Source organism: Flavobacterium faecale (genome assembly GCF_003076455.1).
Taxonomy (GTDB): domain Bacteria; phylum Bacteroidota; class Bacteroidia; order Flavobacteriales; family Flavobacteriaceae; genus Flavobacterium; species Flavobacterium faecale.
Genome location: NZ_CP020918.1, coordinates 1,171,995 through 1,192,498 on the forward strand (window position 1 = coordinate 1,171,995; position 20,504 = coordinate 1,192,498).

The 20,504-nt window shown below is 35.8% G+C and carries 15 protein-coding genes and 1 pseudogene; 5 read left to right on the forward strand and 11 right to left on the reverse strand.

From position 1 onward, the window contains the following. Window positions 1-27: 27 nt before the first annotated feature. The 5 genes from FFWV33_RS05185 to FFWV33_RS05215 all read right to left on the reverse strand — a co-directional run bounded on the left by FFWV33_RS05185 (window position 28) and on the right by FFWV33_RS05215 (window position 9,037). A complete protein-coding gene (locus tag FFWV33_RS05185) occupies window positions 28-3,015 on the reverse strand; it encodes a SusC/RagA family TonB-linked outer membrane protein (RefSeq protein WP_245891665.1) in 2,988 nt (995 codons plus the stop codon). Between the two features lie 358 nt (window positions 3,016-3,373). Continuing rightward, window positions 3,374-5,488, reverse strand: a complete 2,115-nt coding sequence (locus tag FFWV33_RS05190) for a glycoside hydrolase family 97 protein (RefSeq protein ID WP_108739926.1) — start codon at window positions 5,486-5,488, stop codon at window positions 3,374-3,376. Window positions 5,489-5,740: 252 nt separating this feature from the next. Further along, on the reverse strand, window positions 5,741-7,384 hold the full coding sequence (locus FFWV33_RS05195) for a DUF6377 domain-containing protein (protein WP_108739927.1): 1,644 nt from the start codon (window positions 7,382-7,384) through the stop codon (window positions 5,741-5,743). Between the two features lie 664 nt (window positions 7,385-8,048). Beyond that, entirely contained in the window at window positions 8,049-8,342 is a 294-nt protein-coding gene (locus FFWV33_RS05210; RefSeq protein ID WP_108739930.1) for a Bor family protein, read from the reverse strand. 68 nt (window positions 8,343-8,410) lie between these two features. After that, window positions 8,411-9,037: a hypothetical protein gene (locus FFWV33_RS05215; protein ID WP_245891666.1), complete on the reverse strand. Its 627-nt coding sequence runs from the start codon at window positions 9,035-9,037 to the stop codon at window positions 8,411-8,413. 293 nt (window positions 9,038-9,330) lie between these two features. Here FFWV33_RS05215 and FFWV33_RS05220 point away from each other — a divergent pair, with 293 nt between their 5' ends. Further along, entirely contained in the window at window positions 9,331-10,056 is a 726-nt protein-coding gene (locus FFWV33_RS05220; RefSeq protein ID WP_108739931.1) for a metallophosphoesterase family protein, read from the forward strand. Between the two features lie 45 nt (window positions 10,057-10,101). After that, window positions 10,102-10,599 carry a DUF6646 family protein gene (locus FFWV33_RS05225; protein ID WP_108739932.1) on the forward strand — a complete coding sequence of 166 codons (498 nt, stop codon included), beginning with the start codon at window positions 10,102-10,104 and terminating at the stop codon, window positions 10,597-10,599. Window positions 10,600-10,656: 57 nt separating this feature from the next. Here the strand turns inward: FFWV33_RS05225 and amaB are convergent, their stop codons facing one another. Beyond that, window positions 10,657-12,213, reverse strand: coding sequence for an L-piperidine-6-carboxylate dehydrogenase (gene amaB / locus FFWV33_RS05230; protein ID WP_108739933.1), 1,557 nt, complete (start codon window positions 12,211-12,213; stop codon window positions 10,657-10,659). 201 nt (window positions 12,214-12,414) lie between these two features. Further along, window positions 12,415-13,506 carry an endonuclease/exonuclease/phosphatase family protein gene (locus FFWV33_RS05235; protein WP_108739934.1) on the reverse strand — a complete coding sequence of 364 codons (1,092 nt, stop codon included), beginning with the start codon at window positions 13,504-13,506 and terminating at the stop codon, window positions 12,415-12,417. Between the two features lie 225 nt (window positions 13,507-13,731). Here FFWV33_RS05235 and FFWV33_RS05240 point away from each other — a divergent pair, with 225 nt between their 5' ends. The 3 genes from FFWV33_RS05240 (at window position 13,732) to FFWV33_RS05250 (ending at window position 15,830) form a co-directional block, all read left to right on the forward strand. Continuing rightward, window positions 13,732-14,628 (forward strand): S66 peptidase family protein, encoded by an 897-nt coding sequence (locus tag FFWV33_RS05240; RefSeq protein WP_108739935.1) that lies wholly within the window; start codon window positions 13,732-13,734, stop codon window positions 14,626-14,628. Window positions 14,629-14,694: 66 nt separating this feature from the next. After that, window positions 14,695-15,054, forward strand: coding sequence for a YraN family protein (locus tag FFWV33_RS05245; RefSeq protein ID WP_108739936.1), 360 nt, complete (start codon window positions 14,695-14,697; stop codon window positions 15,052-15,054). A 119-nt stretch (window positions 15,055-15,173) separates the two neighbouring features. Continuing rightward, window positions 15,174-15,830, forward strand: coding sequence for an aspartate kinase (locus FFWV33_RS05250; RefSeq protein ID WP_108739937.1), 657 nt, complete (start codon window positions 15,174-15,176; stop codon window positions 15,828-15,830). Between the two features lie 76 nt (window positions 15,831-15,906). Here the strand turns inward: FFWV33_RS05250 and FFWV33_RS05255 are convergent, their stop codons facing one another. From FFWV33_RS05255 to FFWV33_RS05270, 4 genes and pseudogenes are all read right to left on the reverse strand, one after another. Then, the gene (locus FFWV33_RS05255; protein ID WP_108739938.1) at window positions 15,907-16,863 is read right to left on the reverse strand and encodes a transglutaminase family protein; all 957 of its coding nucleotides are present in this window, start codon (window positions 16,861-16,863) and stop codon (window positions 15,907-15,909) included. 36 nt (window positions 16,864-16,899) lie between these two features. Then, window positions 16,900-17,861: pseudogene (locus FFWV33_RS19740) on the reverse strand (IS30 family transposase). A gap of 99 nt (window positions 17,862-17,960) precedes the next feature. Beyond that, complete coding sequence (locus tag FFWV33_RS05265) at window positions 17,961-18,956, reverse strand: alpha-E domain-containing protein (RefSeq protein WP_108739939.1); 996 nt, start codon at window positions 18,954-18,956, stop codon at window positions 17,961-17,963. Window positions 18,957-18,993: 37 nt separating this feature from the next. Further along, window positions 18,994-20,430 carry a circularly permuted type 2 ATP-grasp protein gene (locus FFWV33_RS05270; RefSeq protein ID WP_108739940.1) on the reverse strand — a complete coding sequence of 479 codons (1,437 nt, stop codon included), beginning with the start codon at window positions 20,428-20,430 and terminating at the stop codon, window positions 18,994-18,996. Window positions 20,431-20,504 lie beyond the last annotated feature (74 nt).

Here is a 20,504-nt window from a genome sequence, read left to right on the forward strand (position 1 = left end):
TAAATTAATGGTTTCAACCTGATGTATCTAGAAATTTGCATTTACTCCAAACAAGAATGTTCTTGCTCTTGGGTATACATTTCCGTCAATTCCGCTAAAACGTTCTGGATCAATTCCGTTGTATTTGGTCAAAGTCAATACATTTTGAACGCCCAAGGTAAATCGCAACGTAGCCACTTTCAACAATGATTTGTCAAAGGTGTAGCCAACTGTTACATTGTCTAGTTTGATAAAAGAAGCATCTTTTACAAAATAATTAGATAAGTAACGTTGTGTTCCATTGTCTTCAGCAGTAAATCTGGTGTTGAGGTAGTCTGAGCTTACGTTTGATAAATCAGTATCTCTTCTTAAACCAGCAAGTAGGTATCCTTTGTCTGAACTCACATTATCAAAAATATAGTTCCCCATACTCGCTCTCCAGTTCATTGTGAAATCAAATTTTTTGTAATTCACAGTAGAGAACAATCCAAAAGTATAATCGGGTGCTGCTTTGTGAAATTTGTAACGATCCCCATCATCAATTTTTCCGTCTTGGTTACGATCTACATACGCCCCTTGAATAGGTCTTTTGTTGGCATCATACAATTGTTCGAAAACAAAGAAAGAGTTTGGAGACGATCCTACAGAGTTAATCTGGATTTTGTTTCCTTGTCCACCCGAGATGTCTCCTACAGCATATCCTGTAAATCCAGGAACAGTTGCTCCCAAATCGGTGATCTTCTGGTTGATGTAGGTTGTGTTGAAAGCTACATTCCAACGTAGGTTATCAGTTTTAACGATATCTGATTCGATACTAAATTCAAGTCCTTTTGTGCTTAAACTACCAATGTTGTTGAAACCTTGATTTCTTAAATTTGCTCCATCAGGAACAAGAACGTCTGCTAGTAAGTCGCTTGATTTTTTATCGAAATAGTTAATAGATCCCGTAATTCGGTTGTTGAAGAAACCATAATCCAAACCTACGTTCATCTCTGATAATTCTTCCCATTTGATGTTTTGGTTGTATCCTTCAGGACGAGCAGTTGCATAAACCGTGTTTCCAAAAACATATTGTGTATTAATCGACCCAAGTGTTACTCTTCTTAAATAATCATACGATGCAGAGATATCTTGTTGACCAGTGGTACCATATCCTACTCTCAATTTCAAGCCAGAAACAGTATTGTTGTCTTTCAAGAAAGATTCTTCAGCAATATTCCATGCAAAAGCAGCTCCAGCAAAGTTACCCCATCTGTTTTCTTTCGAGAAACGAGAAGTACCATCTCTTCTATAATTTAAAGTCAATAAATATCGGCTTTCATATCCTAAATTTAAACGACCAAAAAACGATTGTAAATTAATGTCTGGGTCTGTAGTAACATCTTCATTTGGTGTAGGCTGTCTTGTTTCTCCAGACTCATATTTCACCTTTTGAAACAATTGGTAGTTGTATCCTGCTGTAGCATCAACATTCAATCCCCCAACCTTTTTGGTATAATTCAAATAGGTATTCAAGTTTTTATTTTGAAGCGCATCAGTATAGTTCGAATAATTTCCTACGTTGGTCCAGTTTCCTGAGCTAAAAGCAGCAGCTTGGTATCCGTTAGCACTTAAATTGCTTACTTGAGTATATCCATTGCTATCAAATCTATCAATTCCTGCTTCGGCTACCACTCTCATATCTTCAAAGAAATGTAGTTTGTAATCCAAACGCACATTACCCCATTTTCTAGTAGAGGTAGATCTGCTTTCGTTTTGATTCAATCTAGCTACCGGATTTTTAGCTGGTAACAAAGCTAGGTTTCCGTTAGGCTCCAACCATTCAAAGTATCCTCCGTAACGCGAACCTGCTTGGTAAACGGATTGTGTTGGATCAAATCCAATAGCACTACCAATTACAGCGTTTTCGTCTTGAAAACGATTTTTACCAAAAGATAAATTTCCGCTGATGTCAATTTTTAAGTGGTTGTCAAACAAAACAGGATTAATAGCTATCGATGTCGTTGTTCTTTCAAAACTTGTATTTTTCAAGATACCAGGATTGTCTACATTACCCACAGACAAACGTACAGGTACTTTGTCAAACAAGGCGCCACTTACAGATATGTTGTTGTTTACAGTCAAAGCAGTTCTGAAAATTTCATCTTGCCAGTTGGTATTTGCAGTCCCTAGTAATGCTTTTTGAGCAGCTGATCCTTTGTCGTTTACCAAAGCTCTATATTGGTCTGCACTCAAAACATCAACCGTATTAGCAACCGTGTTCACACCCACTTGGGAGCTGAAGTTTACTTTTATACGACCTTTTGTACCTTTCTTGGTAGTAATCACAATTACTCCATTGGCAGCGCGAGAACCATAAATTGCGGCAGCAGATGCATCTTTCAAAACGGTAAAAGATTCAATATCGTTTGGGTCAATAGTGGATAAGATACTTGTTGATCCAGATGGTACTGCGTTACTCAATGGTAATCCGTCCAAGATAATTAAGGGATCGTTGGATGCATTTAATGATGATCCTCCACGTATACGTATATCTGCCTTGGCACCTGGCGCTCCTCCACCGGTTACGTTCACACCTGATATACGACCGCTTATCAAACTTTCTGGTGTTACGTTTTGACCTTTGTTAAAGTCTTTGGCTGCGATTTGAGATACAGATCCTGTTGCGTCTTTTTTCTTCACGGTACCGTATCCAACTTGAACAACGACCTCTTTAAGTTCGTTCGAGTTTTCGATCAAAACAATTTTTGAACTCTGTGCAGCTGGTACTTCTTTGGTTTCAAAACCGACAAAAGACACCGCGATAATAGCTGATTTGCCACTTACTGGCAACGTAAATTTTCCGTTAACATCTGTAATAGTTCCAATACTTGTGCCTTTGATAGCGACACTAGCCCCTATTAAGGTTTCTCCTTTTTGATCCATGACAACTCCCGTGACTGTCTTTGATGCAATTTGGGCAATTGTACTTGGCATAATAAATAGTATGCTGCATAAAAGAAGAATGCAATGCAAACTTTTTTTCATTTGTACCATAATTTCTGGTTTTTTTTGGTTTGTTAAAGTTTAGTTTTTTGGGAAATCAGTTTAGTTTTTTCTAACTGTGGTTTCAACTATATCGATTTCTTAAAGTAAAGATATTTTGCTTATAGCCTGACTATAGTTGTAACAATTAAAAAGTAGTTGATTTTGTTCTTTTTCGAAAATAAAATACTGATTTATAGTGTTTTACCTATTTCGTTAGATGAAAAATAGTAGTGGTTGTGTAGGTTTAAAAGCCAATATTTCACTACTATTTTTCGAATAAAGAACTGCAATCCTATCAAAAAAACAATTTTTAAGACTGCTACATCAATTTAAACATTTCTCCCTAAATAATTTAGTTTCTGTGTATTTATTTTTGTTCCATAATGCTAATGGCGTATCCACCTGCAGGAACTGAAATTTGATTCAGTTTTGATTTGCTAGTCACTTTCATTTTCTTGATCGTGTACGCCTGCGGATTGGTTTTGTAGTTGGCATCCTTTGCATCTGCGTATAGCGTTGCGATGTATTTTTTGCCTTTTTCTAAGAAATCAAAATTGATGGTAGAAGTACGTGTTGTATTTCCATTTACATTCCCTACAAACCAATTGTTGGTTCCTTTTGCTTTTCGAGCAACAGTTAAGTAATCTCCAGGTTCTGCCTCTAGATATTTACTGTCATCCCAATCTACAGCCACATCTTTGATGAATTGAAATGCATCTGGAAAGCGGTTGTAGTTCTCAGGTGTATCAGCTGCCATTTGCAACGGGCTGTACATGGTTACATACAAGGCTAATTGGTTGGCAATTGTACTGTTTACATGAGAATTGTTTTCTGGATTCATTTTACTCAAATCCATTTCAAAAATTCCGGGTGTGTAATCCATAGGACCTCCAATCAAACGGGTGAAGGGTAGTATAGTGACGTGATTCGGATTGTTACCGCCAAAGCTTTGGTACTCCGTCCCACGTGCCGATTCGTTCCCGATTAGATTAGGATACGTTCTAGCAATCCCAGTTGGTCGGACAGCTTCGTGCGCATTGACCATAATTTTGTATTCTGCTGCTTTTTCTATAGCGTATTGGTAATGGTTGATGATCCATTGGCTGTAATGTTTCTCACCTCTCGGCAACATGTTTCCAACATAACCACTTTTCACAGCGTCATACCCATTGTCTTTCATGAATTGGTAGGCTTTGTCCATGTGACGTTCATAATTGCGCACTGATCCTGAAGTTTCATGGTGCATAATCATCTTGATTCCTTTTTCTTTTGCGTAAGCATGAATTCCTTTCAAATCAAAATCTGGGTAAGGGGTTACAAAGTCAAAAACATAATCTTTGGAGTTACCAAACCAATCTTCCCATCCTGTATTCCATCCTTCAACAAGTACAGCATCAAAACCATTTTTGGCCGCAAAATCAATATATTTCTTAACGTTGGTAGTGGTTGCTCCGTGTGTTCCGTTTGGTTTTGCTGTAGAATAATCTGTTTTTCCAAGTTCAACCGAGGTGAAATCATTAGTATAAGACCATGAACTTTTTCCGGTAATCATTTCCCACCAAACACCAATGTATTTTACAGGTTTGATCCATGAAGTGTCCTCAATTTTACTAGGGTCATTTAGGTTCAATGTCATTTTTGAAGCCAAGATTTCACGTGCGTCATCGCTCACCATGATCGTACGCCAAGGTGATGTTCCAGGCGCTTGAATGTACCCTTTGTCTCCGTTTGCATCGGGTGTTAACCAAGATTCAAAAATCATGTTTTTGTCATCTAGATTCAAATGCATACAGGAGTAGTTTATAAGAGCAGCTTCGTGCAAATTGATGTACAATCCATCGGCAGTTTTCATCATCAAAGAGGTTTGTACTCCTGTTGGTGAAAATGATTTTTGTGATACATTCTCTGTCGTAGCCGTTTTCATCAAACCGCGTATCTCAGACATTTTTGATGTAGTATAGTCGTATTCTTGTGTTTCGTAATCACCTGGAATCCAAAATGTTTTGTGATCTCCAGCCATAGCAAATTGCGTATGCTCTTCTTTGATAACGAAGTAGGTTAGGTTTTTCTGCGAAGGAAATTCATATCGAAAACCAAGACCTTCGTTGAATAAACGAAAACGAATAATTAATTTTCTATCAGTAGTATTCTGATTTAAAGTAACAGCCAGTTCGTTATAATTGTTTTGAATGCTGCTTACTTCTCCCCAAACCGGTGCCCAATTTTCATTGAATGTTGCTGTTTTGGTGTCGATAATCTTAAAATCATTTAGTAATGATTTGGTATCGTTTTTCAGCTCCAATCCTAAGGTACTGGTTTTTATTACCGCTTTGTTTTTATAGTTTAAAGCATAGGTTGGTGTTCCATCCTTTTGCAAGGAAAACTCCATTTGAAGTTTTGAATTGGGGGATTTTAATTGTTGCCCAATTGCCAGAGGAAAAAAGGCAAGGCAAACTAATGTGGTTACTAGAAATTGCTTCATTATGGTTTAGTTAATGTATTTGTAAATTGCTTTAGAAATCTTTAATAACCCAAAATTAAGATGATTTAGCCTTGACTAAATTCAATATTCCAAAATGGTAGTAAATGTAGTGAGCGACTCTTTGTAAAGCCTTGCTAATAAAGGATTTTTTATTTTTGTTAACACAAAAAAAGTAGTGACTCTGTAGCAAAAAAACACCTTTTTTATGTCAAAAAACAGCATAAAAGAGGTGTCTAGGTATGATTTTAAAAATTATTTATTGGTGCCAATGCGCATTACGTTGGCCTCAAATTCGTCTCTTGGTCCAGCGGCTTTGTTACGCAATTTGGTGCGATAATTATAAATGGTAGATAAGGAATAGCGAAGAAATTCAGATATTTTCACACTATCTGAAATCCCTAAACGTATCAAAGCAAAGATGCGAAGTTCCGTATTCATCAGTTCACCCGATTTTAATTTGATATCATCTTTGTCGGTTAACAATCGGCTGAAATCTTCAATAAAGTTAGGGAAGAGTAGCAAGAATGTTTTGTCAAAATTATTATAGAAATCTTTCAATTCTTCATCAATAAATTCTTTGGATTTGATGGCACGTACTAGTTCCTCTTTTTTACCACTAGTGACAATTACGTTCAATTTTCTACGATAACCATCAAGTTTACTAATGTATACCGAACATTGATCCATGTAACGACCAATATAAATTTCCTTTACCAAATTGGCTTCTTTCAAAGTGGTATTGGTTTCATTCAGTTTTTCGTTAAAAACTTTTAACTCTTCATTTAGTGCTAGTGATTGCTTGTTGGCAATGCTAATTTCTCTTTTCGCTTTGGCTAATTTTTTCATTTGTTTGAAAAGTAAAAACAAAATCACTAGCAATATCAAAGACAAGACTGTTGCACTGACCAAAAAGTAAACCAATTGGTTGTGGTTGGTCTCGTTTTGCTTCTCGTAGGCTTTATTAATGATGGGCATCATTTTCGAAATCTCATACGTACGCAAGCGAGCATTGCAAAATAGCGCATCCTCGAGCGAGCGCTTTATGTAGGTGTAGGAGCGATCAATGTCTCCTTCCTGGTATAATAGGAAAGCCAATGCACGTAACGAAATGTATTCTTTTTTCTCTAGCCTCAAATCAGATATAGCCGATTTGATGAGCCATTCTTTTTCGAGTTCAAACTCTTTTTTTTGATGGTACGTTTGAGAGATCAAATAAGCAACAACGGCTTGGTCGGTATCTGAATCCTTTAATTTAGGATAATAATTCAGTAATAAATCTAGGTTTTCTTGGTATTTTCCGCTTTCCAGTAATTGGTTTGAAGTAGTAAATAAATGTGATTTTGATTGCGTGGGATAGAATTTTAAAATAGAATCGCTATATTTTTTTCGAAGAGAAATATAGTTGCTTTTTTCTTCCGCCGATGCAGCATAATTAGACATCGAAAGATATAAGGAGCTGCTTACCCCAAAATAATTTCCCTTTTTCTCGGGAGTGGCTTGGATGTCAATTTTATTTAAAATTTCGGTAGCTTCCTTGTACATGCCCAAGGTTTCCATGATGGAGGCTAAGTTGAGCTTGGCGTTATTGGTTTTTTTAATATCGTCTAATTGGTGTGCGATTTTTAGGCTTTTTCGAGCATAACTTAGCGCCGAATCTGATTGATACCATCTGTATTTACCATATAGCTTATCATAAATCTCATATTTTTGAGTGGTGCTAGAGGTATATTTTAAAAGGTCGTTCAGTTTGTCAATCTCCGCTTCTTTTTTAGTTTTGTATTGTTGGTTGTTAGCAATGGTGCGGTCCAACTCAGTAAGAAGTGAGTTAATGTCTGTTTGAGAATAGATACATACTGGAAAAATAAGTAGTACCAAAAACGTCCAAAATTTATGCATTGTAGGCTATTTTAATTAAGGCTAATTTAATTAAAATTTAACATTTTCGCATAAAAAGGGTATTTAAATAAAGAAATATTTATCTAAAACGGAAGTAATATTCGAAAGCTCAGAGATAGATTAGTGCTTGATAGGTTGAGTGATAAGATGGCAAAGGTACCCAAAAGCAAATACGGATAGAAAAAGTCCCAATCGAAATTCACCAGAATATTGACTAAATTTATGGATTGGTTTTAAAATAACATTCAATAAGGTTAAGATAAAATAGATACTCATCAAAAGACTAAAATAAAGGGCTGCTTTTTTCATAATCAACATGTTATGGATTCGTAATCAGTATTGTTGGGTACAAAGGTAGCCGTAATTTTAACAGTTGTCAATCACTAAAAGTGGGTATATTATACGGTTGTTTGAATTATTGCTAAAACTGCAATTTTTCGCTATTATTTTTTTTAAATCTGTAGGTGAGGTAGGTAAAAAATAACAATAGTATCGATTGACCTGCCAAAAAACCATATCCATACTGATTTAATTTGTCAATATGATACAGAAAAATATTAGAAATTGTGAAAACGAGATACAAGCTGATGAACAAGCTAAGGTAAAATGCTATTTTTTTCATAGAATAAAAAGGCGGGAGTTTGCGCTCCCGCCAAGTCTTAAATTATTTGGTAACTGTAGTAGTAGTTGGTGTGTAAATGCTGAAAGTAAGGGCAGCAATTAATCCGTTAACAAATGATTGTCTTGTAAATACAGTATAATCTTCTGCTCCTGCAGCCATTGCTTTTGAGTCAGATACTCCAACTGGCGCAAGTCCAGCAATTACATAATGATTCCATTGTGATACTGCAGTAGATCCTTGAGCTCCTTTACCAACAACGCTAGTATATGAATAACAAGAAGTTAACATTACTGATGCAGCAAAAGCTACAGACAAAACTTTGATAGTTTGTTTCATTTTTTTGATTTTATATATAATTAAGTACTCAATGTGAGTCGATTTAAGATAGATTTGGGGCAAAATCTTTAGTTTACTTTTAATTGTAAAGCATCAAAATTATTAGATTTTATGCCGACCAATCCATAGATAGTTTCTCCCTTTTTAATGGTTTTACCAATGATATTGTAATTTTCTAATTCGCGCTTAAATTTTCCATTAGCTGTAGAAGCGGTAATAAGATTCCCTAATGTTAAACCAGGACCAATGATTAATCCAATTGGAAAGGAATTATTGTTCACTTGTTGACCGTAGCCGTTTGACTTTGTGGTGTACAGTTGCATTGGTGATAAAAGCAAGTACAGTAAATGTGATGCCGGACTTTGTTTCATTAGCTTAAAAACATACTCATTATCTGTAATGTTACAAATAGTGCCGTTATCATAACTCAAACGAATGTTGTTATCAAATACAAAGTCTTGATTGGATTTATTGGTTATTTTTAAGGCTACAAGTTTAAGGCCGCTCTTTTTTTCTTTTCGAAAATATTTTTTATCTAATAAACCGTATTTATATTCAAGGGTAATGTCATTTGCAGTGCTTTGTGAATTGTAAGCAAGAGTTTCGGGTACAATTTTTTTGTAACCCGATGCACAACTGCTGAAAACAAAGGGCATAATTGCTAAAAGGATGCTAATCTTCTGTATTCTAATCACTTTTGATCTATTTAGATTATGTTTTATTTAATCAGAAAATAAGAGTTAATTATTTATTGATATGAGGCAAAGATATCTTTCGAAAATGATTAATGCAATCACTAAAAGTGGGTATATTTAGCTTTATTTTTATCTAAAGTATAGGCTTTGAAAATGCCATTACGTTTTACCTTAGAATCAAATCGCATAATTTTTAAGTAAAAAAATCATAAAATAAGGTAGACATGCGGTCAGTTTTATTATTTTTATAAAAATGAAAGTAAAAAGACTTTCTAATTAGTAGTTAAAGATAGATGAGAACATTAGTTATAGGAGATATTCATGGAGGTCTGCGTGCCCTCCACCAAGTTATTGAAAGAGCAGGGGTAACTCCCGACGATACCCTAATCTTTTTGGGTGATTATGTGGATGGTTGGAGTCAATCGCCACAGGTTATAAATTATTTAATCGAATTAAAAACAACTAACAATTGTGTTTTTATTCGAGGAAATCATGATGAGCTTTTGCTGCACTGGTTGAAGGACGGCAAAGATAATGTACTTTGGTTTGAACATGGAGGTGAGGCTACTTTGACAGCGTACGAGTCTGTAGACAAGATGACCAAGCAGTTGCATGTCAACTTTTTACTGTCTTTGGACGATTATTATTTAGACGAAAAAAACAGACTCTTTTTGCATGCCGGCTTTACCAACATGAACGGTGTACAGTATGAATATTTTCCGAAACTGTTTTATTGGGATCGCACCTTATGGGAGACTGCATTGGCACTTGACACTAGCATTAAACCGAATGATTTGCTATACCCAAAACGTCTTACATTGTATGACGAAATCTATATAGGTCACACGCCTGTAACGCGTATAAACGAGACTGTGCCTGTGCAACGTGCCTGTGTATGGAATGTTGATACGGGCGCTGCATTCAAAGGTCCGCTTACGATTCTGGATGTGGATTCCAAAGAATTTTGGCAATCTGAACCTGTACATCAATTATATTTTGACGAAAAAGGAAGAAATTAAAATTATAACGTAAATTTGCGGCTATTATAAATTAATAAAAATAATATGAAAAAGATTTTTACATTGATTTTAGTTTCTGCTGCATTATTTGTTAATGCACAAGCTTTCAAAGGAAAAGGAGATACTAAATTTGATATTGGAGCAAATATTCAAGACGGTGGTTCTGGGATTCGCGTTGCCGCTGACTTTGGTGTTGCCGAAAACATTTCGTTTGGAGTTGTATCATCTTATTTGCTTGGAGTGTCTAAGATCGATGGTATAAAGCCAGATTTTGGAGATCGATTTGATATTAAAGGTCGCTTTGATGCACATTTAGGTCCTATTTTAACTTTAGGTCAAAACGTTGATATTTATCCAGGTTTGGATTTGAGTTTGAGAAATTTTGGTGCTCACCTTGGAGGGCGTTACTTCTTTTCTGAAGGTATTGGGGTTTTTAGCGAAATTGGATTTCCTATCGCTAAATACGATCCAACAACTACAGACAATTTCCAAAACCTAAACAATCAATTTGTTTTTAATATTGGGGTGTCATTTAACTTGTAAAAGATAAATTAAATTTAAAAAGGCAATTGAATCACTTCAATTGCCTTTTTTTATGCTTTAATCCAAATCAAATTTTATGCCTTGTGCTAGCGGTAAACTCGTACTGTAATTGATGGTATTGGTTTGTCGTCTCATATAAACCTTCCAAGCATCAGATCCAGATTCTCTTCCACCACCTGTTTCTTTTTCACCACCAAAAGCGCCACCGATTTCGGCTCCCGAAGTACCAATATTTACATTAGCTATACCACAATCTGATCCAGAAGCAGATAGAAATAATTCGGCTTCACGCAGATTATTAGTCATAATAGCAGATGATAAACCTTGTGCTACACTGTTTTGCAAAGCGATAGCGTCAGTAACATCACCACTATATTTTATTAAATACAGTATAGGTGCAAAGGTTTCTTTTTGTACAATAGCAAAATGATTTTCGACCTCTGCAATGGCAGGTTGTACATAACAACCACTTTCACATCCATCTCCTTCGAGAATGCCTCCATGAACTACTAAGTTTCCGCCTTCAGCAACCACTTTCTCTAACGTATCCAGGTAATTCGCAACAGATTCTTTGTCGATAATCGGTCCTACATGATTATTTTCGTCCAAAGGATTTCCTATTCTTAGTTGTTTGTACGCAGTGACTAATGCTTGCTTCACTTTATCGTACATGCTTTCATGAATAATGAGGCGACGGGTCGAGGTACATCTTTGTCCTGCTGTTCCAACAGCGCCAAATACGGCTCCTATAATTGTCATTTTCAAATCGGCATCAGGTGTTACAATAATGGCATTGTTTCCACCCAATTCTAGTAATGACCTTCCCAATCTTCCCGCTACTTTTTGCGCTACTATTTTTCCCATTCGAGTAGAACCTGTTGCAGATAGTAACGGAATCCTAACATCTCCAGACATCATTTCGCCCACTTTATAATCTCCATTAATCAAGCAAGAAATACCTTCTGGTAGATCGTTTTCCTGAATTACTTCTCTAATGATATTTTGACAAGCGATGCCGCACAAAGGTGTTTTTTCTGAGGGTTTCCAAACGCAAACATCACCCGAGATCCATGCTAAAGCTGTATTCCAAGCCCAAACTGCAACAGGAAAATTGAATGCAGATATAATTCCAACCACTCCCAACGGATGATATTGCTCATACATACGGTGGCTCGGGCGCTCAGAGTGCATCGTGAGTCCATGCAATTGACGGGACAAACCCACTGCAAAATCACATATATCAATCATCTCTTGTACTTCGCCATAACCTTCTTGCAAAGATTTACCCATTTCATAGGATACTAATTTACCAAGTGCTTCTTTGTTCTTCCTTAATTTATCACCAAACAAACGCACCATTTCTCCACGTTTTGGGGCAGGGACGGTTTTGAATGTCTCAAAAGCTGTTGTTGCTGTGAGCATTACTTGTTCGTAATCAGCTGCAGATGTGCTGTACACTTTTGCAATCAATTGTCCATTTACAGGGGAGTAACTGTCAAATAGTTCGCCTGTAGAAAAACGTTCAATTCCTGTTGAGGTTCCTAGATTTACTGGTTTTATCCCCAATTGAAAAAGTACTTGTTGTATATCGAAGGTATTTTTGTCTGATGCCATAATCGAATTTTTAATTTAAAATGTTCGTGTTTTGCTAAGGTACTAAAAAGGATTTGGTTCGAAAAACAAGAAGTCAAGCCTAATGGAATTCACATTTATAGTTCTTATGTCATTAATTACTGGAAATGCAACAAATTGCCAAACATTTATATTAAGCTATTGAATTATTTCTCGATTTCAGTAATTATTGTAAGTTGCTGATTATTTAGTTTCTCGAATTAAATAAATATAAACCGGAAAGTGGTCACTATAACCTACTTCGGTAGCAGAGTGTCTTTTAGGATAGCCTTTGTACGGACCAGAGTTTTGTATCAAAAAAGGTTTGTTGTAAATACCTGCTTTCCAAAACTGAAATTGTTTGAATTTGTCTTGAATTAAAGATTGAGTCACCATAATTTGGTCAAATATATCCCAAGAATCCCTGAAAGCTATCGTGCCAAAGCCTTTGTTGGACATGGACTCAAAGGGGTTAAAGATGCCAAGTGGAGGTACATCTGCTTTGACGGCCTTTGTATTTAGTATTTTTTTTAGACTGCTGTTGAAAGGGCCATCGTTCAAATCGCCCAACGTAATCACCTTGGCATTTGGGTTGATGTTTTGTAACGAATCTATTATTTTTCGGTTCAAAGCTGCTGCAGCCTCGCGCAAGGGACTTGATTTTTTTTCTCCGCCTGATCGTGATGGCCAGTGGTTTACAATTATATGAACTTCTTCATTTTCAAGAAAACCGGTGACCAATAGTTGATCACGAGTAAAAATGCGGTGGTTGTCCTGACTGGCTTCGGGTGCATCTTCATCTTCTTGTTTACTTATTTCTTTTGCTGCTGTCACCTTCTCTTTGCTGTACAGAATTAGCGGAATGTTGGTGTAGGACGTTGGTTTGAAATATTTTTTTTGGTACAATAGCGCCACATCAATCCCTCGTTTATCTGGTGAATCGTAGTGAATGATGCCGTATTCTTTTCCGCTGATGAATGGTTGTTGAATCAAATCTTCTAATACTGCTCGATTTTCAATTTCAGAACAAGCAATCAATGTTGGTGAGTTGGTATTTTCGGTTGTGCCAATCTCAGCCAAAACCTGCGATAGATTGTGTAATTTTTTAAAGTATTTTTTTGAATCCCAATGTTGGAAGCCTTTTGGTGTCCATTCATCATCATTGGTTACTGGATTGTTAATGGTGTCAAATAAGTTTTCGAAATTGTAAAAGGCAACTGTATGTATGGCGTATTTTTTGGGTTGTGCGGTACAAATCGTTAGTCCACAACTTATAAGTAGTAGTAAGGTTTTCATTGCAAGGGGATTAGTGTAGTAAAAATACAAATTCAGTTAAGAAAACAATTGATATTTTCAAAAAAACGTATCTTTGTTTGTGTACTGTTTCTAAGACGTAACGGTACTTTATCTTTATTTTCTATGATGATTATTTTTTCTTTTTCGAAAGCAATAGTGCAAAGGTGCAGCTTTGTACTTTTATTTTTTATACTCTTTATTTTTAATGGCCAATCTCAAACTACTATGATTACACCTGCTTATTTACAAAAAGGCGATACGATTGCAATTGTATCCACTGCCCGAAAAAACACTGTTGACAACTTAAAGCCTACTATAAACTTGTTGCACAGTTGGGGACTTGAGGTAGTGATTGGTAAAACAATTGGTTTGGAACAAAACCAGTTGGCAGGTAGTGATGAAGAACGTGCAGCAGATTTTCAAGTACAAATGGACAACCCAAATATAAAAGCTATTTGGTGTGTTCGTGGCGGATATGGTACCGTACGTATGGTTGATTTGTTGGACTTTTCGACCTTTAAACAAAACCCAAAATGGATTATCGGGTTTAGTGATGTAACTGTTTTACACAATCATTTGAACACCATGGGTTACAAATCTATTCATGGGATTATGCCTATAAGCGTGCCTAGAGCGACTCAACAAGCAATTGAGAGTTTGCATACTGCATTATTCGGTCAAAAATTGTCTTACGAAATTGCTTCAGACCCTATGAATAGAATGGGATCAGCATCGGGAGAATTAGTAGGAGGGAACCTTTCTATATTGTATAGCTTATTTGGCTCCCCATCGGCGATTAATTGTAGAGATAAAATTTTATTTATCGAAGATTTAGACGAATACCTTTACCACGTAGACCGTATGATGATGAACCTTAAACGAAACGGTTGTTTAGAAAGTATTAAAGGAATCGTTGTTGGGGCCATGAGTAGTATGAAGGATAATGATATTCCTTGGGGTAAAAATGCTTTGGAGATCATTCAAGATGTTACTAAGAAATATGATATTCCGGTGATTTATAATTTCCCTGCGGGTCACATCCATGACAATCGCACCTTAATTATGGGAAATACGGTTACAATTGAGGTCACTGCTTCAAAATCAACTTTGGTTTTCGAATAGATAACAAAAAAATCGTACTTAGGTTTTTTACTTAGTTTTTTTTATAAATCTAAAATTAATGTAACGATGGCGGCACATAATGAACTAGGTCGATTAGGAGAAGAAATGGCTGCAGATTTCTTAAAAGAGAACGGATATGTCATTTTGGACACCAATTGGCGTTTTCAAAAAGCCGAAATTGACATTGTTTGTACCCAAAATAACCTCCTAGTTGTAGTAGAAGTTAAAACCAGAACTTCAGTCGAAATTGGTTTACCAATTGATGCAGTTAACAACAAGAAAATTAGACTACTTACACGGGCTATCGACGAATACGTATGCGCTAAAAATCTCGATGTTGAGGTGCGTTTTGATGTGATTTCAATTCATAAAGAAGGTAATTCCTTTGTGATAGAACACATTACGGACGCTTTTTATCATTTTTAATTGAAAATTTATCGTGTTATATTTGTAACAAATTGTTTTTTATTTATCTTTGCATAAGTTTTTAACACAAAGGGTAAAAAACAAACGCTAAAATCTAAGTATAAATACTTATATCAATTATGAAAACTGTATCGTCAATCGTAGAGAATTACATCAAGACAAAGCCTTTTTTATTGAACGCTTTATCTCTAGGGATTATTAACTTGACTTCATTGTCTAGAAATATCATGTCTGAGTTAGAAAGTGAATTTGGTAAAGAAGTAAAACAAGGGGCAGTTGTTATGTCACTTAAACGATTAACAGAAGAGTTAGACTTCCGACTCAATCATAAGATTAACAAAGTAATTAAAAATATTGGCGAAATCACCGTGCGTTCTGGCCTTACAGATTATGCTTTTGCAGTTTCTGATACCGTCTTAAATAAGCAAGCGGAATTAATCTCAGATATTAATGCTTTTCCAGATGTTTTTTATACGTCGTCTAGAGGTGTTAATGAGATCAATATTGTTGTAAGCAGTACTGTTAATGCCTTGGTTGACAAACATTTTGTTAACGAAAAACTGATTCAAAAACTAGATAATTTAGCCTCGATCACCGTAAAATTACCGAAAGAAAATATTGTAATTCCAGGAATTTATTATTTTATCTTTCAGCGTCTAGCTTGGGAAGGAATCATTATAAACGAAGTTATTTCGACCTCAAACGAATTTACAATTTTGGTTAGTGAAGAGCAAGTAGATGTTGCCTTCAAAGTAATCAAAGACTTGAAAACCTAGACAATATACGCTATACTAAAAACGGCTAGTTGATTCCCCAATCAAATAGCCGTTTTTTTATACCTAAAAAATAGATTTACTGTTGCTGAATATGCTGCTGACGTGCTTGCTCAATATATTCCAGTTGTTTTTTTACCTCTTCAGGAATTTCTTCCAACAAAACATCATTAAATTCTTCAAAATGTCTTCCGTCCTCGTAACCAATGGAAACAAAAACAGATAAGGACTGAATGGCAACCCCTTTAAAAGTTCCTTTTACAGGAGTACAATCACTAAAGTTTAAACCAACCGATAGTTTGACATGGTTGTCCATGGTCCAAATGTTATTGGTCGGGTCAATACCTAACCAGCCTTGGGTAGGCGAGTAAATTTCCACCCAAGCATGCGTTGCACCTTCTCCACGTAGTCCTGCTTTATTGGGGCAAATGTAGCCGCTCACATAACGTGCGGGTATACCGATGGTGCGCATGAATTGTAACAAAACATGAGCAAAATCTTGACAAACTCCTTCTCTAGTGGCTAGGATTTCGTCCAGGGTAGTGTTTATTGTAGTGATTCCTTTTGAATACTTAAAGCGGTTATAGATGTAAGCACTACATTCTTGTGCCAGCGTAATAATCGATTTGTTGTCGATTCCGATTTCGTTTAAAATTTCATCGATTTTATTTTGTGCTGTTAGTACTTCAGGATACGAATATCGAAGCAATAAAATGCTTTTTTGTTTTTCTTTTTCTAAATCTTCAAGAGTATCATAATCGATTTCTGGTATTTTGAGTGAGTGATTCACACGTACTACCATTCTACTTTCGATTACCATTTCAGAATGGGTTTCGATCGTACTAAAATTTCCAACTCTATTTCCGAAATTATCAGTAGAAACAGCTACTTCGGGATTGTTGGTTATCAAGAGCTGAAATTGCAATACATCTTGGTTGGGAAAATTGTAAGGGTACAAACGAATTTCGTTAATACTCTCTTTTATAGGCCAAGTATATTGGTATTTGGTGATGTGTACGATTTTGAATACTGCCATTTTTTAAGTGGGTGGATTCAATTAACAAATGCAACCTTATGCACATTGTTTAAGTTTTTGCTCAAAAATTTCATTTGGACTTTTAAAACCAAATCTTTTTCTGGGTCTGTTATTTAATTTATTTGTTACTCTTAAAACCTCTTCTTCTGTTATTAAATCAAAGTTATATTTTTTTGGAAAATATTGTCTTACTAAACCATTTAAATTTTCATTAGCACCTCTTTCCCAACTACAATATGGGTTGGCAAAGAAGTATGAGATTTCTAATATTTCAGATACTTTTTTATGGTTAGCGAACTCTTTCCCATTATCAGATGTAATGGTGTGCAAAATGGGCTTCCAATCCATTAATAATTCAATTAATTTCTCCTGAATTTCTTGTGATTCCTTACTGTTTATTTTAGCCATTTTAAGCACACCTGATGCTCTGTCATTTATTGTTAACAAAGCTCCTTTGTGATTTTACCTATTACCAAATCAATTTCTAAATCCCCAATTCTTTGCTTTTCTTCTACAACCAACGGCCTGTTTTCAATACCAACTCTATCTTTAATAATACCTCTTGAGCCTTTTAAAGCCCCTCTTTTAGCATATCGCTTTCCTTTTGTGCGTAGGTGCTTATAATGTTGTCCGCCTTTCTTTTTGTCGCTCCAAATGAATTGATAAATTGTTTCAATCGAAACACATTCAAAGTTTTTATCACTGCAATATCCTACTATTTGTTCAGGACTGAAATCTTCTTCTAAAAGATGAATAACACGTGCTTTTATCTGTTCAGTAAAGCGTATTTTCTTAGCTTTTTCATGCTGTCGAATACTGGCCTTACTTTGGGCTAATTTAGCTTTATAAACATTATTTCTTTGATCGGAATTTCTGGATAGCTCTCTTGAAATTACAGATTTATCTCTACCTATAAACCCTCCAATTTTACTCATTGAAAATCCTTGTGAACGAAGTGTAGCAATTTCGTATCTTTGTTCAATCGTTAAATGTGACATCTTTTTTTTGTGCTTAGTAACCCAAAAATAAGAGAAATTTTTTTCGTAGCCTACTGATAAGTCTTGAAGATCTAGATCTTCAAGACTTATCAGTAGGCTTTATTTAAACAAATAAGGAGTGTTGCATTTATCACTTGAATCTAAGGTGTAAGAAAAGAATAATTTCGAAAAATCAGCTGAAAAAATATACAATTGAGAAATAGTATCCTCAAGAAGGCTCTCTAGTTGTTCGTTGGTCATGTGGTGATAATCTGTAAATTCGACAGCACTTTTTAACCTTCCAAAATGGTTTCGCATGGTTCTAGCTTCGCTTAGGTGATTGTCTTTAAACAAACTATTTAAGTGAATTTCGATTAAACCTAGAGTGTAAATCAGGGAGTGAGCAAAATCCTTATTAAAGATTACTTGCTGAACAACCTTTCGATTATGAGGAATATTGCTATAACTCTTCATGTATAATTCGTATCCCGACAAGGATAACAACAGTTTACGCCAATACAGTAAATCTTCGGTTCCATCAAGATCAAATGCAATTGGTCTGTAATACGCTTGTGTAAATGTCAAGGTTTGTAAACAGCGCTCAAGGTTTTTTCCAAGACTTGAAAAATTCCATCCAATACCACGTGGCATAGTAACATGTATGATTCCGTTATACATCAAAAAATCCTTATTCATTTTTGATAAAATTTCCATTGCTTCTGCAGTTTCAAGTCTGTCTGGCAATTCGCAATCATTAATATAATGGTACATCGAGTTGATGTGTTCCCATAATTCTTTGGTGATTTTATCTTGTGCACCTCGAGCATTCTCGCGGGATCTTGTGATGAGGCTTTTTACTGAATTGTTATTGTTTGCATCGCAAATGATGTATTTAAGAACATAGTTACTATCAAATTGAACTTTTTCAATTTCTTCAGCAGACAAGTCGGTGTAATATTGTAAAAGGGGTTTGTAGCCTTGATAGTCATTGGTTTCTTGGTCAAAAGACATGTTGTACAACGTATTCAGGGTGAGTAACATTCCGTGAGTACGTTCCATATATCTACTAAGCCAATAGATTCCATCTGCCACGCGGCTAAGCATATTTACTTCCATAATTATATTGTTTAGTTTTTTAGTGCTTCTTTACTAGTTATTTCATAATCCAGGTATCCTTACTTCCTCCACCTTGCGATGAATTAACGACCAAAGAACCTTCGGTCAAGGCGACGCGTGTGAGTCCGCCAGGTACGATTTCGATACCTTTGGGACCGCATAATGCATAGGGGCGCAAATCTACGTGACGTAGTTTGAGTTCGCCATCTATAAAACAAGGAACAGTGCTAAGTTGTATAATAGGTTGTGCGATAAAGTTTCTTGGATTGGCGGCTATTGCAATCTTTGCGGTATCCAATTCTTCTTGGGTCGCTTTATTTCCCATTACCATTCCGTAACCACCACTTTGATTGGTTTCCTTGATTACCATATTCTCCATGTTAGCAAAAACGTGTTCGCGTTCGTCTTTGTTTTCCATTTGATACGTTGGTACATTTTTTAAAATGGGTTCCTCGTTCATGTAATATTTAATCATGTCGGGTACATAAGCATACACTGCTTTGTCATCGGCAACTCCGTTCCCTACGGCATTAACTAAGGCTACGTTCCCTAGTTTGTAAGCACTTATTAATCCAGGAACACCAAGAGTACTATCTGGTTTGAAGACTAATGGATCTAGATATTCATCATCCAATCGTCTGTATATTACGTCTACTTGTTGTAGTCCAGATGTAGTTTTCATGTAGACTTTATTATTGTTTACAATAAGGTCTCGGCCTTCTACAAGAGGTACTCCCATTTGTCTGGCAAGAAAAGTATGTTCGTAATAAGCAGAATTGTAAACTCCTGGCGTAAGCAACACAACATTTGGGTTGGGAATTGCTCTGGGTGATAATGAAATGAGGATGTTATGAAAAATCATCGGATAATTGGCAACCATGCTCACATTGTTGCTTTTGAACATTTCGGGGAAAACTCTTTTTGTGATTTCTCTGTTTTCAAGCATATAGCTCACACCACTAGGACACCTAAGGTTATCTTCAAGCACATAAAACTCTCCCTCAGCACCACGTATAAGGTCAATACCTGCAATGTGTACATGGATGTTATGAGGCAGTTTGATACCATGAACTTCTGGAAGATAATGGGGGCAAGATGCTATCAAGGCAGCTGGGACAATACCGTCTTTAATAATATTTTGGTCATTATAAACGTCTTCCAAAAACAAATTTAGAGCCTTCAATCGTTGTGCAATACCTGTTTCTATTTCTAACCAGTCTTTTTGAGTAATAATTCTGGGTATAATATCAAATGGGAAAATTCGCTCAATCCCCTCGTTGTCATCACTGTAAACGGTAAAGGTGATTCCTTGGTTCATGAAAATATCCGAAGCTTGCTTTTGCTTTTGATTTAGTTTAGCGAGATTTAAACTTTCTAATGTTTGCAGTACTTGACGATACGGTTCCCTCACTCCATCTTTAGAAAACATCTCATCCCATCCTTTAGGGTTTAATTCTGGTGTTAATTTTATCATTCCCGGTATTATTAAAAGTTTAATAAATAGTTACTATTTGTTGTTAAGTTGCAGTCTATGGACTAAAATAGGTA

Excerpts from the sequence above, each read along its gene's own strand:
- FFWV33_RS05195 (WP_108739927.1), bottom strand. The coding sequence starts at position 7,384 with ATGCATAAATTTTGGACGTTTTTGGTACTACTTATTTTTCCAGTATGT.
- FFWV33_RS05250 (WP_108739937.1), top strand. The coding sequence starts at position 15,174 with ATGAAAACTGTATCGTCAATCGTAGAGAATTACATCAAGACAAAGCCT.
- FFWV33_RS05220 (WP_108739931.1), top strand. The coding sequence starts at position 9,331 with ATGAGAACATTAGTTATAGGAGATATTCATGGAGGTCTGCGTGCCCTC.
- FFWV33_RS05270 (WP_108739940.1), bottom strand. The coding sequence starts at position 20,430 with ATGATAAAATTAACACCAGAATTAAACCCTAAAGGATGGGATGAGATG.
- FFWV33_RS05210 (WP_108739930.1), bottom strand. The coding sequence starts at position 8,342 with ATGAAACAAACTATCAAAGTTTTGTCTGTAGCTTTTGCTGCATCAGTA.
- FFWV33_RS05190 (WP_108739926.1), bottom strand. The coding sequence starts at position 5,488 with ATGAAGCAATTTCTAGTAACCACATTAGTTTGCCTTGCCTTTTTTCCT.
- FFWV33_RS05240 (WP_108739935.1), top strand. The coding sequence starts at position 13,732 with ATGATTACACCTGCTTATTTACAAAAAGGCGATACGATTGCAATTGTA.
- FFWV33_RS05265 (WP_108739939.1), bottom strand. The coding sequence starts at position 18,956 with ATGGAAGTAAATATGCTTAGCCGCGTGGCAGATGGAATCTATTGGCTT.
- FFWV33_RS05255 (WP_108739938.1), bottom strand. The coding sequence starts at position 16,863 with ATGGCAGTATTCAAAATCGTACACATCACCAAATACCAATATACTTGG.
- FFWV33_RS05245 (WP_108739936.1), top strand. The coding sequence starts at position 14,695 with ATGGCGGCACATAATGAACTAGGTCGATTAGGAGAAGAAATGGCTGCA.
- amaB (WP_108739933.1), bottom strand. The coding sequence starts at position 12,213 with ATGGCATCAGACAAAAATACCTTCGATATACAACAAGTACTTTTTCAA.
- FFWV33_RS05235 (WP_108739934.1), bottom strand. The coding sequence starts at position 13,506 with ATGAAAACCTTACTACTACTTATAAGTTGTGGACTAACGATTTGTACC.
- FFWV33_RS05225 (WP_108739932.1), top strand. The coding sequence starts at position 10,102 with ATGAAAAAGATTTTTACATTGATTTTAGTTTCTGCTGCATTATTTGTT.
- FFWV33_RS05185 (WP_245891665.1), bottom strand. The coding sequence starts at position 3,015 with ATGGTACAAATGAAAAAAAGTTTGCATTGCATTCTTCTTTTATGCAGC.